The organism is Serratia sp. CC22-02, assembly GCF_900182895.1.
Lineage (GTDB): Bacteria > Pseudomonadota > Gammaproteobacteria > Enterobacterales > Enterobacteriaceae > Serratia > Serratia nevei.
In genome coordinates this window covers 404,393-420,097 of record NZ_FXUD01000003.1, presented here as the reverse complement: position 1 = coordinate 420,097, position 15,705 = coordinate 404,393, and the positions used below count along the sequence as shown (strand labels likewise).

Genomic DNA, 15,705 nt, shown 5'->3' with positions numbered 1-15,705 from the left:
CTTGGGCGTCCGTTTCAGCCTTCTCAATGACTTGCATCAAGAATGCCGCCGTTTGACCTCACACTTCACGCACTTTGGCGCTCATCCAGAGCGCTGCCAGCGCCAACAGCGCCGCCATCCAATACACCGAACCATGACCGAAGTTCTCCACCAGCGCCCCCTGCAGCACCCCGGCCAGGATCACCCCGGTCGAAATACTGTTGGTGAACAGCGTGGTGGCGGCGCCCGGTCGGCCCGGCATCAAATCTTGAAAATAGAGCATGCCGATACCGGCGACGATGCCGATAAACACCGCGTTGAGCAGCTGCAGCGCGATCAGGGCCGGCTTGGCCGCCAGCACTATCAGCCCGAGATAAAACAGCACGCCCGCCGCCACCGCCAGCAGCATCATGTTGCGCTTGCCGAAGCGTTTGACGTAATAACCGGCCAGCAGCATTGCCGGTATCTCCAGCCCGGCGGCGGTGCCCATCAGCACCCCGGCCAGCCCTTCCGGCAGGCCGAGATCGGCGGTGATATACAGCGGCATGTCGATAATGTACAGGGTGTTGCAGGTCCACATCAGCATTGAGGCAATGAATAGCCAGCGCACGTCGCGATTGCGCCAGGCACTGGCGGGCGCAATCGGCGCGGAAGCGCCTTCCCGCAACCCTTCGCCATCCGCCGCGCGCGGCACCGAAGGCAGCATGAATCCGACCAGCAGCACGCAAACCGCGAAGGTGGCGGCGGCGATCAGGAACATCACGGTAAAGCCGTAGTTCAGCGCCAACGCAAACGACAGCGGCGGGCCGATCACCCAGGCCAGCGAAAGCTGGGCGCGCATCACCGAGCTGAACATCACCACTTCACGCGCCTCGCTGTCGGCGTATTCCCGCGCCAGGGCGAAGATCTGCGGCATGGCGGTGTTGGCGATCGCCGCCATCAACACCCCGGCGGTGATCAGCGTCAGGTAATCGCGGTTAAAGGCGAACAGCAGGCAGTTGCCGACCGCCATCAGGCAGCACAGCAGGATCAGCCTGCGCCGGTCGCCGCGGGTGTCAGAACGTTTGGCCAGCAGGAAGCTGACCACGATGCCGGCCACGGCGTTAGCGGTGTAAAACAGGCCGACCCACAGCGGCCGCACCTTGACCTCGGAGGTCAAAAACAGGCTGAGCGTCGGCGTCAGCAACGCGCCGGCGATGCCGGAGAGAAAAGCGATCAGCAGGAATGCGGCAAAGATGGGGTTGATGCGCAGTGACAACCGGCTCAGGCGTTGCATATCGTCTTCCCTGACCTTAAAGCAGAAGAATGAACCTTAGGTCACGGCGAGAAAAATGCAAGCATATCGCCATGACCACGCATAAAAAAACCAGTGGGTCGCCCCACTGGCTGGTGAAACAGCACCATTACTCAGAAATTGGTTGCCGCCGCCCTTACAGGTGCTCGCGATACTGCTTATCGGTCATCTCTTTGATATCCCACTGGGTCAGGTGCGCCAGCATCGCCAGCCGCGCCTGTTCGGGCACCACGCTCAGCCAGTCGGCGCGCTGGCGGCGCACCGCGCTGAAATAGCGTTGATAGAACTGTCTGGATAAGAAAGCTTTCATGATTACGCCCTCCCCTTTCATTGATGAAAATTATCGGCGTAATATAGGGAAAGAAAAATTGACGAGTTGAGGCAGGAGCGTTCCTCTTTTATGTCTACGTCCCGATTGCAGCAGCAGTTCATCCGCCTGTGGCAGCGCTGTCACGGTGAAACCACTGACACCACGCTGCAGGATCTGGCGGAGGTGCTCAGCTGCTCGCGGCGCCACGTGCGCTCCCTGCTGAGCGCCATGCAGCGGGAAGGCTGGCTCACCTGGCAGGCGGAGTCGGGGCGCGGCAAGCGTTCACGGCTCACGTTCCACTACACCGGCCTGGCGCTGCAGCAACAGCGGGCCGAGGAGCTGCTGGAGCAGGACCGCATCGATCAGTTGGTGCAGCTGGTGGGCGACAAAAACGTGGTGCGCCAGATGCTGCTGTCGCAGCTGGGGCGCAGCTTCCGCCAGGGTAAACACATCCTGCGGGTGCTCTACTACCGGCAGCTGTACAACCTGCTGCCCGGCTCGGCGCTGCGGCGTTCGGAGACCCATTTGGCGCGCCAGATCTTCAACGGCCTGACGCGCATAAATGAGGAAAACGGGGAACTCGAGTCCGATCTGTCTCACCATTGGCAGGCGCTGACGCCTCTGCACTGGCGGTTTTACCTGCGCCCGGCGATCCATTTTCATCACGGCCGCGAGCTGGAGATGGCAGACGTCATCACTTCCCTTTCGCGACTGACCTCGCAACCGCTGTTCTCGCATATCGAGAGCGTCACCTCGCCGACGCCGTTCGTTATCGACGTGCAGCTGCGCAGCCCCGACCACTGGCTGCCCTGGCTGCTGGGCAGCGTGCAGGCCATGATCCTGCCGCGCGAATGGCGTGAACTGCCGGATTTCGCCCGCCATCCGGTCGGCACCGGCCCCTACCGCGTGGTGCGCAACCTTCCCAGCCAGATGAAGATCCACGCCTTCGACGACTATTTTGGCTACCGGGCGCTGATCGACGAGGTGAACATCTGGGTGCTGCCGGAGTTTTCCGAAGAGCTGGTGCACTCCGGCGTGCAGCTGCAGGGCGATGAAACCGGCAACAGCGAGCTGGAAAGCCGGCTGGAAGAGGGTTGCTATTTCCTGCTGTTCGATCAGCGTTCTCCGCTGGCCGCCGACCCCGCCATTCGCAGTTGGCTGTGCGAATTGATCAACCCCATTTCGCTGCTGAGCCACGCCGGGCCGCTCTACCAGCGCTATTGGTCGCCGGCGTACGGCCTGCTGCCGCGCTGGCACCACAACCGCACGCTGGCGCAGCAGCCCAAGCCCGCGGGCCTGACCGAACTGACGATGACCCACTTCAATGAACATTCGGAGTTTCACGCCATCCGCCAGGCGATAGAACCGCTGCTGGCACAGCACGGCATCCGCCTGATCGTGCAAAGCGTGGATTACGCCACCTGGCACCAGGGCGACGCGCGCAGCGATCTGTGGCTCGGCAGCGCCAACTTCTATCTGCCGCTGGAGTTTTCGCTGTTCGCCACGCTGTACGAACTGCCGCTGATGCAGCATTGCATGAACGAAGATCTGGCGCAGGACGCGGCGCTGTGGCGCGCCAACCGCTTGCCGCTGGCCGAGTTCTGCCAGCGTCTGGTCAGCGACCACCAGCTGCATCCGCTGTTCCACCACTGGCTGCAGCTGCACGGCCAGCGCAGCATGCGCGGCGTGCGGATGAACACCCTCGGCTGGTTCGACTTCAAGTCCGCCTGGTTTGCCCCGCCGGAGGCATAAGCGCCTTTCGCCCGGGTCGGTTAATCTTTACAATAGCGCCGTCTCAACGGGGTGCGGTAAGTCGGGCCGCGTGATAAGCCCGATTTTCCGCTGAGAGCACACCCGTCGAACCTGATCCGGTCAATACCGGCGGAGGGATTTGAGCCCAGCGAACCGGCGACGCCGCCTCGCCCCCTCAGATGCCCTTGCCCCCTTATTTTTCAGGAGTGCAACGTGGTCAAAACATATCTGCCCTGCTTATTGCTGCTGTGTGCCGCGCCGGTGTTCGCCAAGCCGACGCTGACGGTTTACACCTACGATTCCTTCGCCGCCGACTGGGGCCCTGGCCCGGCGGTAAAAAAAGCCTTCGAAGCCGAGTGCGACTGTGAACTGAAGTTCGTCGCGCTGGAAGACGGCGTCTCGCTGCTGAACCGCCTGCGCATGGAAGGCAAGAACAGCGCCGCCGACGTGGTGCTGGGGTTGGACAACAACCTGTTGCAGGCGGCGCAGCAAACCGGCCTGTTCGCGCCGAGCGACGTCGACACCGCCAAACTGACGGTGCCGGGCGGCTGGCAGGACGCGACCTTCGTGCCTTACGACTACGGGTACTTCGCCTTCGTCTACAACAAAGAAAAACTGAAGAACCCGCCAAAAAGCCTGCAGGAGCTGGTCAGCAGCGATCGCAACTGGAAAGTGATCTACGAAGATCCGCGCACCAGCACGCCGGGCCTCGGCCTGCTGCTGTGGATGCAAAAAGTGTATGGCGACAAGGCGCCGGCCGCCTGGCAGCAGTTGGCGAAGAAGACCGTCACCGTCACCAAAGGCTGGAGCGAAGCCTACGGCCTGTTCCTGAAAGGCGAAGGCGATCTGGTGCTCAGCTACACCACCTCTCCCGCCTATCACCTGATCGAAGAGAAAAAAGATCTCTACGCCGCCGCCACGTTCAGCGAAGGGCACTACCTGCAGGTGGAAGTGGCGGGCAAGCTGAAGGCCGCCAAACAGCCTGAGCTGGCGGAGCGCTTCATGCAGTTCATGGTGACGCCGGCCTTCCAGAACACCATCCCGACCGGCAACTGGATGTACCCGGTGATCAACACCCCACTGCCCGTCGGCTTTGAGCAGATGAACGTGCCGCATACCGCGTTGCAATACAGCGCCGAAGAGGTGGCCAAACAACGCGGCGGTTGGATCCGGGCATGGCAAACCGCCGTCAGCCGCTGATCCCCCGCTGGCTCTGGCCGGGGCTGCTGGCCGCCGGCGTGATCCTGCTGGTCGCCGCGCTGGCGATGGGCTCGCTGTGGCGTCACGCGCCGGACAGCGACTGGCGCGGCCTGTGGCAGGACAGCTACCTGTGGCACGTGGTGCGCTTCACCTTTTGGCAGGCGCTGCTGTCGGCGCTGATTTCGGTGCTGCCCGCCGTTCTGCTGGCGCGCGCGCTCTATCGCCGCCGCTTCCCCGGCCGGCAGCTGCTGCTGCGGCTGTGCGCCATGACGCTGGTGCTGCCGGTGCTGGTGGCGGTGTTCGGCCTGCTCAGCGTCTATGGGCGCCAGGGTTGGCTGGCGACGCTGTGCGGCTGGCTGGGCGTCGAGTATGGCTTCTCGCCCTACGGCCTGCAGGGCATTCTGCTGGCGCACCTGTTCTTTAACCTGCCGCTGGCCACCCGCCTGTTGCTGCAGGCGCTGGAGAATATCCCGGTGGAGCAGCGCCAGTTGGCCGCCCAGCTGGGCATGAATGGCTGGCAGCAGTTCCGCTTCGTCGAATGGCCGGCGCTGCGCCGCCAGATCCTGCCGAGCGGCGCGTTGATCTTCATGCTGTGCTTCGCCAGCTTCGCCACCGTGCTGTCGCTGGGCGGCGGGCCGCAGGCCACCACCATCGAACTGGCGATCTATCAGGCGCTGAGTTACGACTACGATCTGGGCCGCGCCGCCATGCTGGCACTGATCCAGTTAAGCTGTTGTCTGGGGCTGGTGTTGATCAGCCAGCGGCTGAGCCAGGCGCTGCCGGTGGGCCATACCCACGCCCAGCGCTGGCGTAACCCGGAAGACAGCCTGTGGCGGCGCGTCGGCGATTTTCTGCTGATCGCCGCCGCGCTGCTGCTGCTGCTGCCGCCTCTGCTGGCGGTGATCGCCGACGGCGCCAATCAGGCCGTCGTCAGCGTGCTGCGCCAGCCAGTGCTGTGGCAGGCGCTGTTCACGTCGCTGCGCATCGCCCTCGGCGCCGGGCTGTTGTGCGTGGCGCTCACGATGATGCTGCTGTGGAGCAGCCGCGAGCTGAAGCTGCGGCAGCACCTGCGCGGCGGCCAGGCGCTGGAGCTGAGCGGCATGGTGATCCTGGCGATGCCGGGCATCGTGCTGGCCACCGGCTTCTTCCTGCTGCTGAGCGATACGATCGGGCTGCCGCAGTCGCCCTATGCGCTGGTGATCCTCACCAATGCGCTGATGGCGGTGCCCTATGCGCTGAAGGTGTTGGAGAATCCAATGCGCGACCTCGCCGAACGTTACAACCCGCTGTGCCTGTCGCTGGATATCCACGGCTGGCAACGGCTGCGGCTGATCGAACTGCGCGCGCTGCGCCGCCCGCTGGCGCAGGCGCTGGCCTTCGCCTGCGTGCTGTCGATCGGCGATTTCGGCGTGGTCGCCTTGTTTGGCAACGAGCATTTCCGTACCCTGCCTTTTTACCTGTATCAGCAGATTGGCGCCTACCGCAGCAACGACGGGGCGGTGACCGCGCTGCTGTTGCTGCTGTTGTGTTTCCTGCTGTTTACCCTGATCGAACGCTTACCGGGGCGCCATGCTGACGCTTGAAAAACTGACCTATCTGTACGAACACCTGCCGATGCGCTTTGATCTGCGCATCCAGCCGGGCGAGCGCGTCGCGGTGCTCGGCCCCAGCGGCGCCGGTAAAAGCACCCTGCTGAGTTTAATCGCCGGTTTTCTGCCGGCGGCCAGCGGCCGGCTGCTGCTGAACGACGAAGACCACACCGCCACGCCGCCGGCCAAACGGCCGGTGTCGATGCTGTTTCAGGAGAACAACCTGTTCGCGCACCTGACGGTGGCGCAGAACATCGGGCTGGGGTTGGATCCCGGTCTGCGCCTGACTGAACAGCAGCGCCAACAGCGGGCGCATATCGCCCGTCAGGTCGGTCTGGAGGAGCACCTGGAGCGCCTGCCGTCGCAGCTTTCCGGCGGTCAGCGTCAGCGCGCCGCGCTGGCGCGCTGTTTGATTCGCCAACGGCCGATCCTGTTGCTCGACGAGCCCTTCTCGGCGCTCGATCCGGCGCTGCGCAACGAGATGCTGCAACTGCTGCAGACGGTGTGCGAACAGCGCAACCTGACGCTGCTGATGGTGTCGCACAACCTCGACGACGCCGCGCGCATCGCGCCGCGCACGCTGCTGGTGGTCGACGGGCGCATCTACTACGACGGCCCGACGCAGGCCCTGCTGGACGGCAGCGCGCCCGAAGCGCGCGTGCTGGGCATTTCGGGTAAAGCGTGATCTGACGCGCGTTTTTTATGCTGCGGCAATAAACCTGTTGTGCGAATTTTGCGCCTGTGTTTTTATAAAAACCTGACTTTTTTTACTGATGATAAGGTTCCCTGTGATCGCATCCTCGCTGACTTCGACCCTACTAGTTACCGCGCTACCAGCCGCGGTGGTCGTCGTGCGTGTGGTGGTGGTCGTCGGCAATGCGCCGTAGGGTCCGAATCAACGCATCGATTCCCAAACCCCGCCGGCGCAAACCGGGCGGGGTTTCTTGTTTTAGCACCCTGCCCAGAAAAGCTCACCGGCCTTGAGAAAGGACAGGAACATGGCAACTTCGGGCACGCCTCAGCCGGGCACCAGCTTCACCGGCGCACAATTGATCGTTCATCTGCTGGAGCGTCAGGGCATCACCACCGTCGCCGGCATCCCCGGCGGCGCCGCGCTGCCGCTGTATGACGCGCTGAGCCAAAGCACCCGCATTCACCACGTGCTGGCGCGCCACGAACAGGGCGCGGGCTTTATGGCGCAGGGCATGGCGCGCGCCAACGGCAAAGCGGCGGTGTGCATCGCCTCCAGCGGGCCGGGCGCCACCAACCTGGTCACCGCCATCGCCGACGCCAAGCTCGACTCCATTCCGCTGGTGTGCATCACCGGTCAGGTGCCCTCCTCGATGATCGGCACCGACGCCTTCCAGGAGGTGGACACCTACGGCATTTCCATTCCGATCACCAAGCACAACCATCTGGTACGCGATATCCGCGAACTGCCACAGGTGATCGGCGACGCGTTCCGCATCGCCGAGTCCGGCCGCCCCGGCCCGGTCTGGATCGATGTGCCGAAAGACGTGCAGACCGCCACCATCACCCTGGAAGAGCTGCCGCCGATCGCCGTGCCGGACGCCGTACCGAGCTTCGATCCGGCGCTGGTTTCGCAGGCCGCCGCGATGATCAACCAGGCGAAACGCCCGATCCTCTACCTGGGCGGCGGCATCATTTGCGCCGACGCTCATCGGCAGGCGCTGGAACTGGCCGAACGCGCCGGTCTGCCTACCACCATGACGCTGATGGCGCTGGGGGCGATGCCGGTGGAACACCCGCTGTCGCTGGGCATGCTGGGCATGCACGCGGCGCGCAGCACCAACTTCATTCTGCAGGAGGCCGATCTGCTGATCGTGCTGGGCGCGCGCTTCGACGATCGGGCAATCGGCAAAACCGAGCAGTTCTGCCCTAACGCCGCCATCATTCACGTGGATATCGACCGCGCCGAGCTGGGCAAGGTCAAACAGGCCAACGTGGCGATCCATGCCGACGTCGGCCAGGTACTGCAACAGCTGCTGCCGCAGATCGACACGCAGCCGCGCAGCGCGTGGCTGAGCACCGTCAACGACCTGAAGCGCGAGTTCCCGTTCAACATGCCGAACGCCGACGATCCGCTGAGCCATTACGGCCTGGTGCTGGCCGCCGCGCGCTGCGTGGACGACAGCGCCATTATCACCACCGACGTGGGCCAGCATCAGATGTGGGTGGCACAGGCCTATCCGCTGAGCCGGCCGCGCCAGTGGCTGACGTCGGGCGGGCTGGGCACCATGGGCTTCGGTCTGCCGGCGGCGATCGGCGCGGCGCTGGCGGAGCCCGAGCGTAAAGTGCTGTGCTTCTCCGGCGACGGCAGCCTGATGATGAACATTCAGGAAATGGCCACCGCGGTCGAACACGATCTGGACGTGAAAATCATTTTGATGAACAACCAGGCGCTGGGGCTGGTGCACCAGCAGCAAACCCTGTTCTACCAGCAGCGCATCTTCGCCGCCGCCTATCCGAAGCGCACCGATTTCCTGAAGATCGCCGCCGGATTCGGGCTGGACACCTGCGATTTGAACGCCGCGGAAGATCCGCAGGCCGCGCTGGCCGAAGCGATCCAACGCCCGGGCCCCTGCCTGATCCACGCGCTGATCGACATCAACGAAAAAGTGTTCCCGATGGTGCCGCCGGGTGCCGCCAACATCGACATGATTGGAGAATAAGCCATGCTGCAACCACAAGATAAACCCCAGGTGATCCTGGAGCTGGCCGTGCGCAACCATCCCGGCGTCATGTCGCACGTTTGCGGGCTGTTCGCTCGCCGCGCGTTCAACGTCGAAGGCATTCTGTGTCTGCCGCTGAAGGATGGCCAGCAGAGCCGCATTTGGCTACTGGTCGCCGACGACCAACGGCTGGAGCAAATGATAAGCCAGGTAGAAAAGCTGGAAGACGTGCTGCAGGTGAAGCGCCACAGCGAAGACGTGCGGGTATTTGAACAGCTGGAAGCGTTCTTCCAGTAAGGCGAACGGGGGCTGACGCCCCCTATCCATTATGATTGCCCAGACAGCACCTGCCACAACAGGTGCCGATACACCGGCATCAGCGGCTGCTGGCTCAGCAGATAACCGACCGCCAGCGCCGCCAGCCAACTCACGGCGCACACCACGCGCAGCCGCAGCGGCGTCAGCCACCGGCTCAGCCGATCGGCGTTGCGCTTGCCCTCACGCCACCAGCGCCAGCTCAGCCACACCGCCAGCCAGAGGGTGAGCGCCGCGGCGAGCAGCAGCCACTTGAACATCGCGCTGTTGGCGCCGGCGGGAATGTCGATCGCCACGCCCGCCAGGATGCCGGGGAAAAAATAGACCGGCGGCCAGGTCAGGCAGCCGATGATGTTCGGCAAGGCAAACTTGTACGGCGGCAGATCGAGCATGCCGGCCACCATCGGCACCAGCGGGCGCGTCGGGCCAACGAAGCGGCCGATCAGAACGGTCGCCATGCTGTGCTGGTGCAAGGCGTGTTCGGTTTTGTCGAGCAGCGCTTTGTTCTTCTTCAGGAACGACCAGCGGTGCAAGGGCCCTTTGAAGGCGCGGCCGACGAAATAGGAGATCCAGTCGCCGAGCAGGCAGCCGACGATCCCCGCCGCCCAGGCGTAGTAGAAGTCCACCTTGCCGCTGCCGATCAGGGCGCCGATGCTGGCCATCATCACCGTGCCGGGCAGCAGCAGCCCTACCAGCGCCAGCGACTCGAGAAAAGCGACCAGCAGGACGACCATCAGGGTGAAAGCCAGTGACTGGGTGATCAAATCTTGTAAATAGGCTTCCATTACACCTCTGCGGATTATTCGGCCAAACGGGCGAAGGATTTTCCAGTGCAGCCGCAGACGAGTCAATCGATGAATTGTATGCGTATTTGGCAACGCCGCACGGCAATGGACAATCACTGTATAAAAACCCATACTATAATTTATCTATATTAGCGCCAAAACCGACATCTCGCTGAATGTCGCGCACGCCGCCCGGCGGAAGACGAAGGGGTTATGACAGCACTGCAACAGGGTTTCCTGCTCACTCGCCACTGGCGCGACACGCCCGCCGGCACCGAGGTCGAATTTTGGCTGGCGACCGACGCGGGCCCGCGTCAGTTGCGTCTACCGCCGCAAACCTCGGTGGCGTTTATCCCCGCCGAACAAAAGCCGCGCGCGGAACAGCTGCTGCGCGAAGAGCGGCAAGTCGAACTGAAACCGCTGGCGCTGACGGATTTTCATCACCGCCCGATGCTGGGGCTGTACTGCCGCCAGCACCGTCAGCTCATCAAGCTGGAAAAGCTGCTGCGGGAAGGCGGCGTTACGGTCTACGAGGCCGACATTCGCCCGCCCGAGCGCTACCTGATGGAACGCTTCATCACCGCGCCGGTGTGGTTCAACGGCCAGGGCAACGGCGATGGGCCGTTGCTCAATGGCCAGATGAAGCCGGCGCCGGACTACCGCCCGACGCTCAGACTGGTGTCGCTGGATATCGAAACCACCGCCCACGGCGAACTTTACTCCATCGCGCTGGAAGGCTGCGGCCAGCGCCAGGTCTACATGCTGGGGCCGGCCAACGGCGGCGATGCGCCGCTGGATTTCGATCTGGAATACTGCGCCAGCCGCCCCCAGTTGCTGGAACGGTTGAACGCGTGGCTGGAGCGCCACGATCCTGACGCCATCATCGGCTGGAACCTGGTGCAGTTCGATCTGCGGGTGCTGCAAAAGCACGCCGAACGCTACCAGATCCCGCTGCGGCTGGGGCGCGGCGGCAACCTGCTGGAGTGGCGCGAGCACGGCTTCAAACAGAACCACTTTTTCGCCGCCGCCGCCGGCCGCCTGATCATCGACGGCATCGAAGCGCTGAAATCCGCCACCTGGAACTTCCCCTCCTTTAGCCTGGAATACGTTTCGCAGGCGCTGTTGGGTGAAGGCAAGGCGATCGACAACCCTTATCAGCGCATGGCGGAGATCGACCGACGCTTCGCCGAAGACAAGCCGGCGCTGGCCCGCTACAACCTGAAGGACTGCGAGCTGGTGACGCGCATCTTCGCCAAGGCCGACCTGCTCAACTTCCTGCTGGAACGCGCCACCGTCACCGGGCTGGCGGCCGATCGCAGCGGCGGATCGGTGGCGGCCTTCAGCCACCTCTATATACCGCGCATGCATCGCCTGGGCTTTGTCGCCCCCAACCTCGGCGAACAGCCGGAGGAACACAGCCCCGGCGGCTTCGTGATGGACTCCCAGCCCGGCCTGTACGATTCGGTGCTGGTGCTGGACTATAAAAGCCTATACCCGTCGATCATCCGCACCTTCCTGATCGATCCGGTCGGGTTGGTGGAAGGCATGCGCCACCCCAGCGACGCCGACTCGGTGCCCGGCTTTCGCAACGCCCGCTTCTCGCGCAGCAAACACTGCCTGCCGGCGATCGTCGAGCAGATCTGGCAGGGGCGCGAAGCCGCCAAGCGCCAGCACAACAAGCCCCTGTCACAGGCGCTGAAGATCATCATGAACGCGCTGTACGGCGTGCTGGGATCGAGCGGCTGCCGCTTCTTCGATCCGCGACTGGCGTCGTCGATCACCCTGCGCGGCCACGAGATCATGCGCCAAACCCGCGAGCTGATCGAAGCCGAAGGCTATCAGGTGATTTACGGCGATACCGACTCCACCTTCGTGTGGCTGAAACAGCCGCATGACGAGCAGCAGGCGGCGCAGATCGGCCGGGCGCTGGTGCAGCGGGTCAACGCCTGGTGGCGGCAGCATCTGCAGCAGCAGTTCGGGCTGGAGAACGCGCTGGAGCTTGAGTTCGAAACCCACTATTCCCGCTTCCTGATGCCGACCATTCGCGGCGCCGAACAGGGCAGCAAGAAGCGCTACGCCGGCCTGATCGCACGCGCCGGCGGCGAGGAAGAGATGGTGTACAAAGGTCTGGAAACGGTGCGCACCGATTGGACGCCGCTGGCGCAGCAGTTCCAGCAGCAGCTCTATCAGCGCATCTTCAAACGGCAACCCTACCAGGACTATGTGCGCGACTACGTCGGCAAAACCCTGAACGGCAACTTCGACGATCAGCTGGTGTACCGCAAGCGCCTGCGCAGAAAGCTTGACGACTATCAGCGCAACGTGCCGCCGCACGCCCGCGCCGCGCGCATCGCCGATGACTACAACCGCAGCCAGGGGCGGCCGCTGCAGTATCAGAACGGCGGCTGGATCAGCTACGTGATGACCGTCGCCGGGCCGGAACCGCTGGAAACGCGCCATTCGCCCATCGACTATCAGCATTACCTCGAACGCCAGCTGCAACCGGTGGCAGACGCTATACTCCCTTTCTTGCACGACGATTTCACCACGCTGGTCACCGGGCAGATGGGGCTGTTTTGAGATTGCGCCAGGTTAAGAAAAATCATCCGGTTTTGCAGGTGACGAACGCGCCGCCTTCCATTACCATAGCGCCCTTCCCAAAACTGAACCACGCTTAGCCCTGCCGTCTCGCGACGTCTGCATGGCGTGAACGGCTATTGCCCGTCAAATTTAAAACAAACCGGGATTAGCAGACGTTCAGTACAGGTGCCGCGGCCCTTCCCGCCCGGTAACAAGACTTACTTACAAAGAATCGAGCCGACAATATATGCCTTTTACTCTTGGTCAACGCTGGATCAGCGACACGGAAAGCGAATTAGGACTGGGCACCGTCGTGGCGCTGGACGCGCGCATGATTACCCTGCTTTTCCCCGCCACCGGTGAAAACCGCCTCTATGCCAGAAACGATTCGCCGATCACCCGCGTGATGTTCAACCCGGGCGATACCGTCAGCAGCCACGAGGGATGGCAGCTGCAGGTGGAAGAGGTGAAAGAGGAAAACGGTCTGTTGACCTATATCGGCACCCGTCAGGACACCCAGGAAAGCGGCGTGGCGATGCGCGAAGTCCTGCTGGACAGCAAGCTGACCTTCAGCAAACCGCAGGATCGTCTGTTCGCCGGCCAAATCGACCGCATGGATCGTTTCGCGCTGCGTTTCCGCGCGCGCAAATACCAGAGCGAGCAGTATCGCCTGCCGTTCGCCGGCCTGCGCGGCATGCGCGCCAGCCTGATCCCGCACCAGTTGCACATCGCCCATGAAGTCGGCCAGCGCCATGCGCCGCGCGTCCTGCTGGCGGACGAAGTCGGCCTCGGCAAAACCATCGAAGCCGGCATGATCATCCACCAGCAGCTGCTGGCGGGCCGCGCCGAGCGCGTGCTGATCGTGGTGCCGGAAACGCTGCAGCACCAGTGGCTGGTGGAGATGATGCGCCGCTTCAACCTCTACTTCTCGCTGTTCGACGACAGCCGCTACGCCGAAGCCAAGCTCGACAGCAGCAACCCGTTCGAAACCGAACAGCTGGTGATCTGCTCGCTGGACTTCGTACGCCGCAACAAGCAGCGCCTGGAAGAACTGGCGGACGCCCAGTGGGATCTGCTGGTGGTCGACGAAGCGCACCACCTGGCCTGGAGCGAAGAAGCGCCAAGCCGCGAATATCAGGTGATCGAACAGCTGGCCGAGCATATCCCCGGCGTGCTGCTGCTGACCGCCACACCGGAGCAGCTGGGCCAACAGAGCCACTTCGCGCGCCTGCGCCTGCTCGATCCGAGCCGTTTCCACGACTACGGCGATTTCGTTGCCGAGCAGCAGAAATACCGCCCGGTGGCCGACGCCGTCACCCTGCTGCTGAGCGGTGAGCGCCTGGCCGATGACAAGCTGAACCTGCTGGGCGAGCTGATCGACGAGCAGGACATCGAACCGCTGCTCAAAGCCGCCAACAGCGAAGGCGACAACGCCGAGCAGGCGCGTCAGGAGCTGGTTTCCATGCTGATGGATCGCCACGGCACCAGCCGCGTGCTGTTCCGCAACACCCGTAACGGCGTGAAGGGCTTCCCGCACCGCAACCTGCACCAGATCAAGCTGCCGTTGCCGACCCAGTACCAGACCGCGATCAAAGTCTCCGGCATCATGGGCGCCAAGAAGTCCGTCGAAGCGCGCGCGCGCGACATGCTGTACCCGGAGCAGATCTACCAGGAATTCGAAGGCGAAAACGCCACCTGGTGGAACTTCGACCCGCGCGTCGAGTGGCTGCTGGACTATCTGCTGGCCAACCGCAACGAAAAAGTGCTGGTGATCTGCGCCAAGGCCGACACCGCGCTGCAGCTGGAGCAGGTGCTGCGCGAGCGTGAAGCGATCCGCGCCGCGGTGTTCCACGAAGGGCTGTCGATCATCGAGCGCGACCGCGCCGCCGCCTACTTCGCCTCCGAAGAGGAAGGCGCGCAGGTGCTGCTGTGTTCCGAGATCGGCTCCGAAGGCCGCAACTTCCAGTTCGCCAGCCAGCTGGTGATGTTCGATCTGCCGTTCAACCCGGATCTGCTGGAGCAGCGTATCGGCCGTCTGGACCGTATCGGCCAGATGCACGATATCCAAATCATGGTGCCTTACCTGGAGCACACCGCGCAGGCGGTGCTGGGCCGCTGGTTCCACGAGGGGCTGGATGCCTTCGAACACACCTGCCCGACCGGCCGCACCATCTACGACAGCTGCTACGAGCAGTTGATCGGCTATCTGGCCGCGCCGACCGAACAGGAAGGCTTCGACGAATTCATCCACGCCTGCCGCCAGCAGCACGATCAGTTGAAAGCGCAGCTGGAACAGGGCCGCGACCGCCTGCTGGAGATGCACTCCAACGGCGGCGACAAAGCCCAGGCGCTGGCCGCCGCCATCGCCGAGCAGGATAACGACGTCAATCTGGTGGGCTTCGCGCTCAACCTGTTCGACATCGTCGGCATCAATCAGGAAGACCGCAGCGACAACCTGATCGTGCTGACGCCGTCCGATCATATGCTGGTGCCGGACTTCCCGGGCCTGCCGCAGGACGGCTGCACCGTCACCTTCGACCGCGATCGGGCGCTGTCGCGCGAAGACGCGCAGTTCGTCAGCTGGGAGCACCCGATCATCCGCAACGGCCTGGATCTGATCCTCTCCGGCGACACCGGCAGCTGCGCAGTGTCCCTGTTGAAAAACAAAGCGTTGCCGGTCGGCACCCTGCTGGTTGAGCTGGTTTACGTGGTAGAAGCCCAGGCGCCGAAGCACCTGCAGCTGACCCGCTTCCTGCCGCCGACGCCGATCCGCATGCTGATGGACCGCAAGGGCACCAACCTGGCGGCGCAGGTCGAGTTCGAAAGCTTCAACCGCCAGCTGAACGCGGTCAATCGCCACACCTCCAGCAAGCTGGTCAACGCCGTGCAGCAAGACGTGCACGCCATGCTGCAGCAGGCGGAAAGCCTGGTGGAAGCGCAGGCGCGCACGCTTATCGAACAGGCGAAGCAAGAGGCGGACGACAAGCTGAGCGCCGAGCTGGCGCGTCTGGAAGCGCTGAAGGCGGTCAACCCGAACATCCGCGACGACGAAGTCGAAGCGCTGGAGTTCAACCGCCGTCAGGTGCTGGCCAACCTCAATGAAGCCGGCTGGCGCCTGGACGCCATTCGTCTGGTGGTGGTCACCCACCAGTAACCGGCGCGACGCGGGGAGGCAACCGCCTCCCCGTTCGGCCCTTATCGCGGAGCC

Annotated in this window: 12 protein-coding genes and 1 riboswitch; of the genes, 9 read left to right on the top strand and 3 right to left on the bottom strand. The window is 63.6% G+C overall.

All coding sequences use genetic code 11. The features are described from left to right. Positions 1 to 58 precede the first annotated feature (58 nt). On the bottom strand, positions 59 to 1,255 hold the full coding sequence (locus tag QOL81_RS13925) for an MFS transporter (protein WP_283439890.1): 1,197 nt from the start codon (positions 1,253 to 1,255) through the stop codon (positions 59 to 61). Between the two features lie 154 nt (positions 1,256 to 1,409). After that, the gene (gene sgrT, locus QOL81_RS13920) at positions 1,410 to 1,583 is read right to left on the bottom strand and encodes a glucose uptake inhibitor SgrT (RefSeq protein WP_004932838.1); all 174 of its coding nucleotides are present in this window, start codon (positions 1,581 to 1,583) and stop codon (positions 1,410 to 1,412) included. Between the two features lie 90 nt (positions 1,584 to 1,673). Here sgrT and sgrR point away from each other — a divergent pair, with 90 nt between their 5' ends. The 7 genes from sgrR to ilvN all read left to right on the top strand — a co-directional run bounded on the left by sgrR (position 1,674) and on the right by ilvN (position 9,114). Next, positions 1,674 to 3,335, top strand: a complete 1,662-nt coding sequence (sgrR, locus tag QOL81_RS13915; RefSeq protein ID WP_197757213.1) for an HTH-type transcriptional regulator SgrR — start codon at positions 1,674 to 1,676, stop codon at positions 3,333 to 3,335. 37 nt (positions 3,336 to 3,372) lie between these two features. After that, positions 3,373 to 3,491: riboswitch (TPP riboswitch) on the top strand. Between the two features lie 57 nt (positions 3,492 to 3,548). Next, entirely contained in the window at positions 3,549 to 4,535 is a 987-nt protein-coding gene (gene thiB / locus QOL81_RS13910; protein WP_060422445.1) for a thiamine ABC transporter substrate binding subunit, read from the top strand. Beyond that, positions 4,511 to 6,118 (top strand): thiamine/thiamine pyrophosphate ABC transporter permease ThiP, encoded by a 1,608-nt coding sequence (thiP, locus tag QOL81_RS13905; RefSeq protein ID WP_038873432.1) that lies wholly within the window; start codon positions 4,511 to 4,513, stop codon positions 6,116 to 6,118. The genes thiB and thiP overlap by 25 nt, the downstream gene beginning before the upstream one ends. After that, positions 6,105 to 6,809 carry a thiamine ABC transporter ATP-binding protein ThiQ gene (thiQ, locus tag QOL81_RS13900; RefSeq protein ID WP_038873430.1) on the top strand — a complete coding sequence of 235 codons (705 nt, stop codon included), beginning with the start codon at positions 6,105 to 6,107 and terminating at the stop codon, positions 6,807 to 6,809. The genes thiP and thiQ overlap by 14 nt, the downstream gene beginning before the upstream one ends. Positions 6,810 to 6,897: 88 nt before the next feature. After that, a complete protein-coding gene (gene ivbL / locus QOL81_RS13895) occupies positions 6,898 to 7,011 on the top strand; it encodes an ilvB operon leader peptide IvbL (protein ID WP_154747116.1) in 114 nt (37 codons plus the stop codon). Positions 7,012 to 7,122: 111 nt separating this feature from the next. Beyond that, positions 7,123 to 8,817 (top strand): acetolactate synthase large subunit, encoded by a 1,695-nt coding sequence (gene ilvB / locus QOL81_RS13890; protein ID WP_070915007.1) that lies wholly within the window; start codon positions 7,123 to 7,125, stop codon positions 8,815 to 8,817. A 3-nt stretch (positions 8,818 to 8,820) separates the two neighbouring features. Next, positions 8,821 to 9,114 (top strand): acetolactate synthase small subunit, encoded by a 294-nt coding sequence (ilvN, locus tag QOL81_RS13885; RefSeq protein WP_016929110.1) that lies wholly within the window; start codon positions 8,821 to 8,823, stop codon positions 9,112 to 9,114. Positions 9,115 to 9,143: 29 nt separating this feature from the next. Here ilvN and QOL81_RS13880 read toward each other — a convergent pair whose 3' ends face one another. Then, positions 9,144 to 9,917, bottom strand: coding sequence for a DedA family protein (locus QOL81_RS13880; RefSeq protein WP_049198144.1), 774 nt, complete (start codon positions 9,915 to 9,917; stop codon positions 9,144 to 9,146). Positions 9,918 to 10,130: 213 nt separating this feature from the next. Here QOL81_RS13880 and QOL81_RS13875 point away from each other — a divergent pair, with 213 nt between their 5' ends. Both QOL81_RS13875 and rapA read left to right on the top strand, forming a co-directional pair. Then, on the top strand, positions 10,131 to 12,497 hold the full coding sequence (locus QOL81_RS13875; RefSeq protein WP_283439889.1) for a DNA polymerase II: 2,367 nt from the start codon (positions 10,131 to 10,133) through the stop codon (positions 12,495 to 12,497). 247 nt (positions 12,498 to 12,744) lie between these two features. Beyond that, positions 12,745 to 15,651, top strand: a complete 2,907-nt coding sequence (gene rapA, locus QOL81_RS13870) for an RNA polymerase-associated protein RapA (RefSeq protein WP_060422435.1) — start codon at positions 12,745 to 12,747, stop codon at positions 15,649 to 15,651. The last annotated feature ends 54 nt before the right edge of the window (positions 15,652 to 15,705 follow it).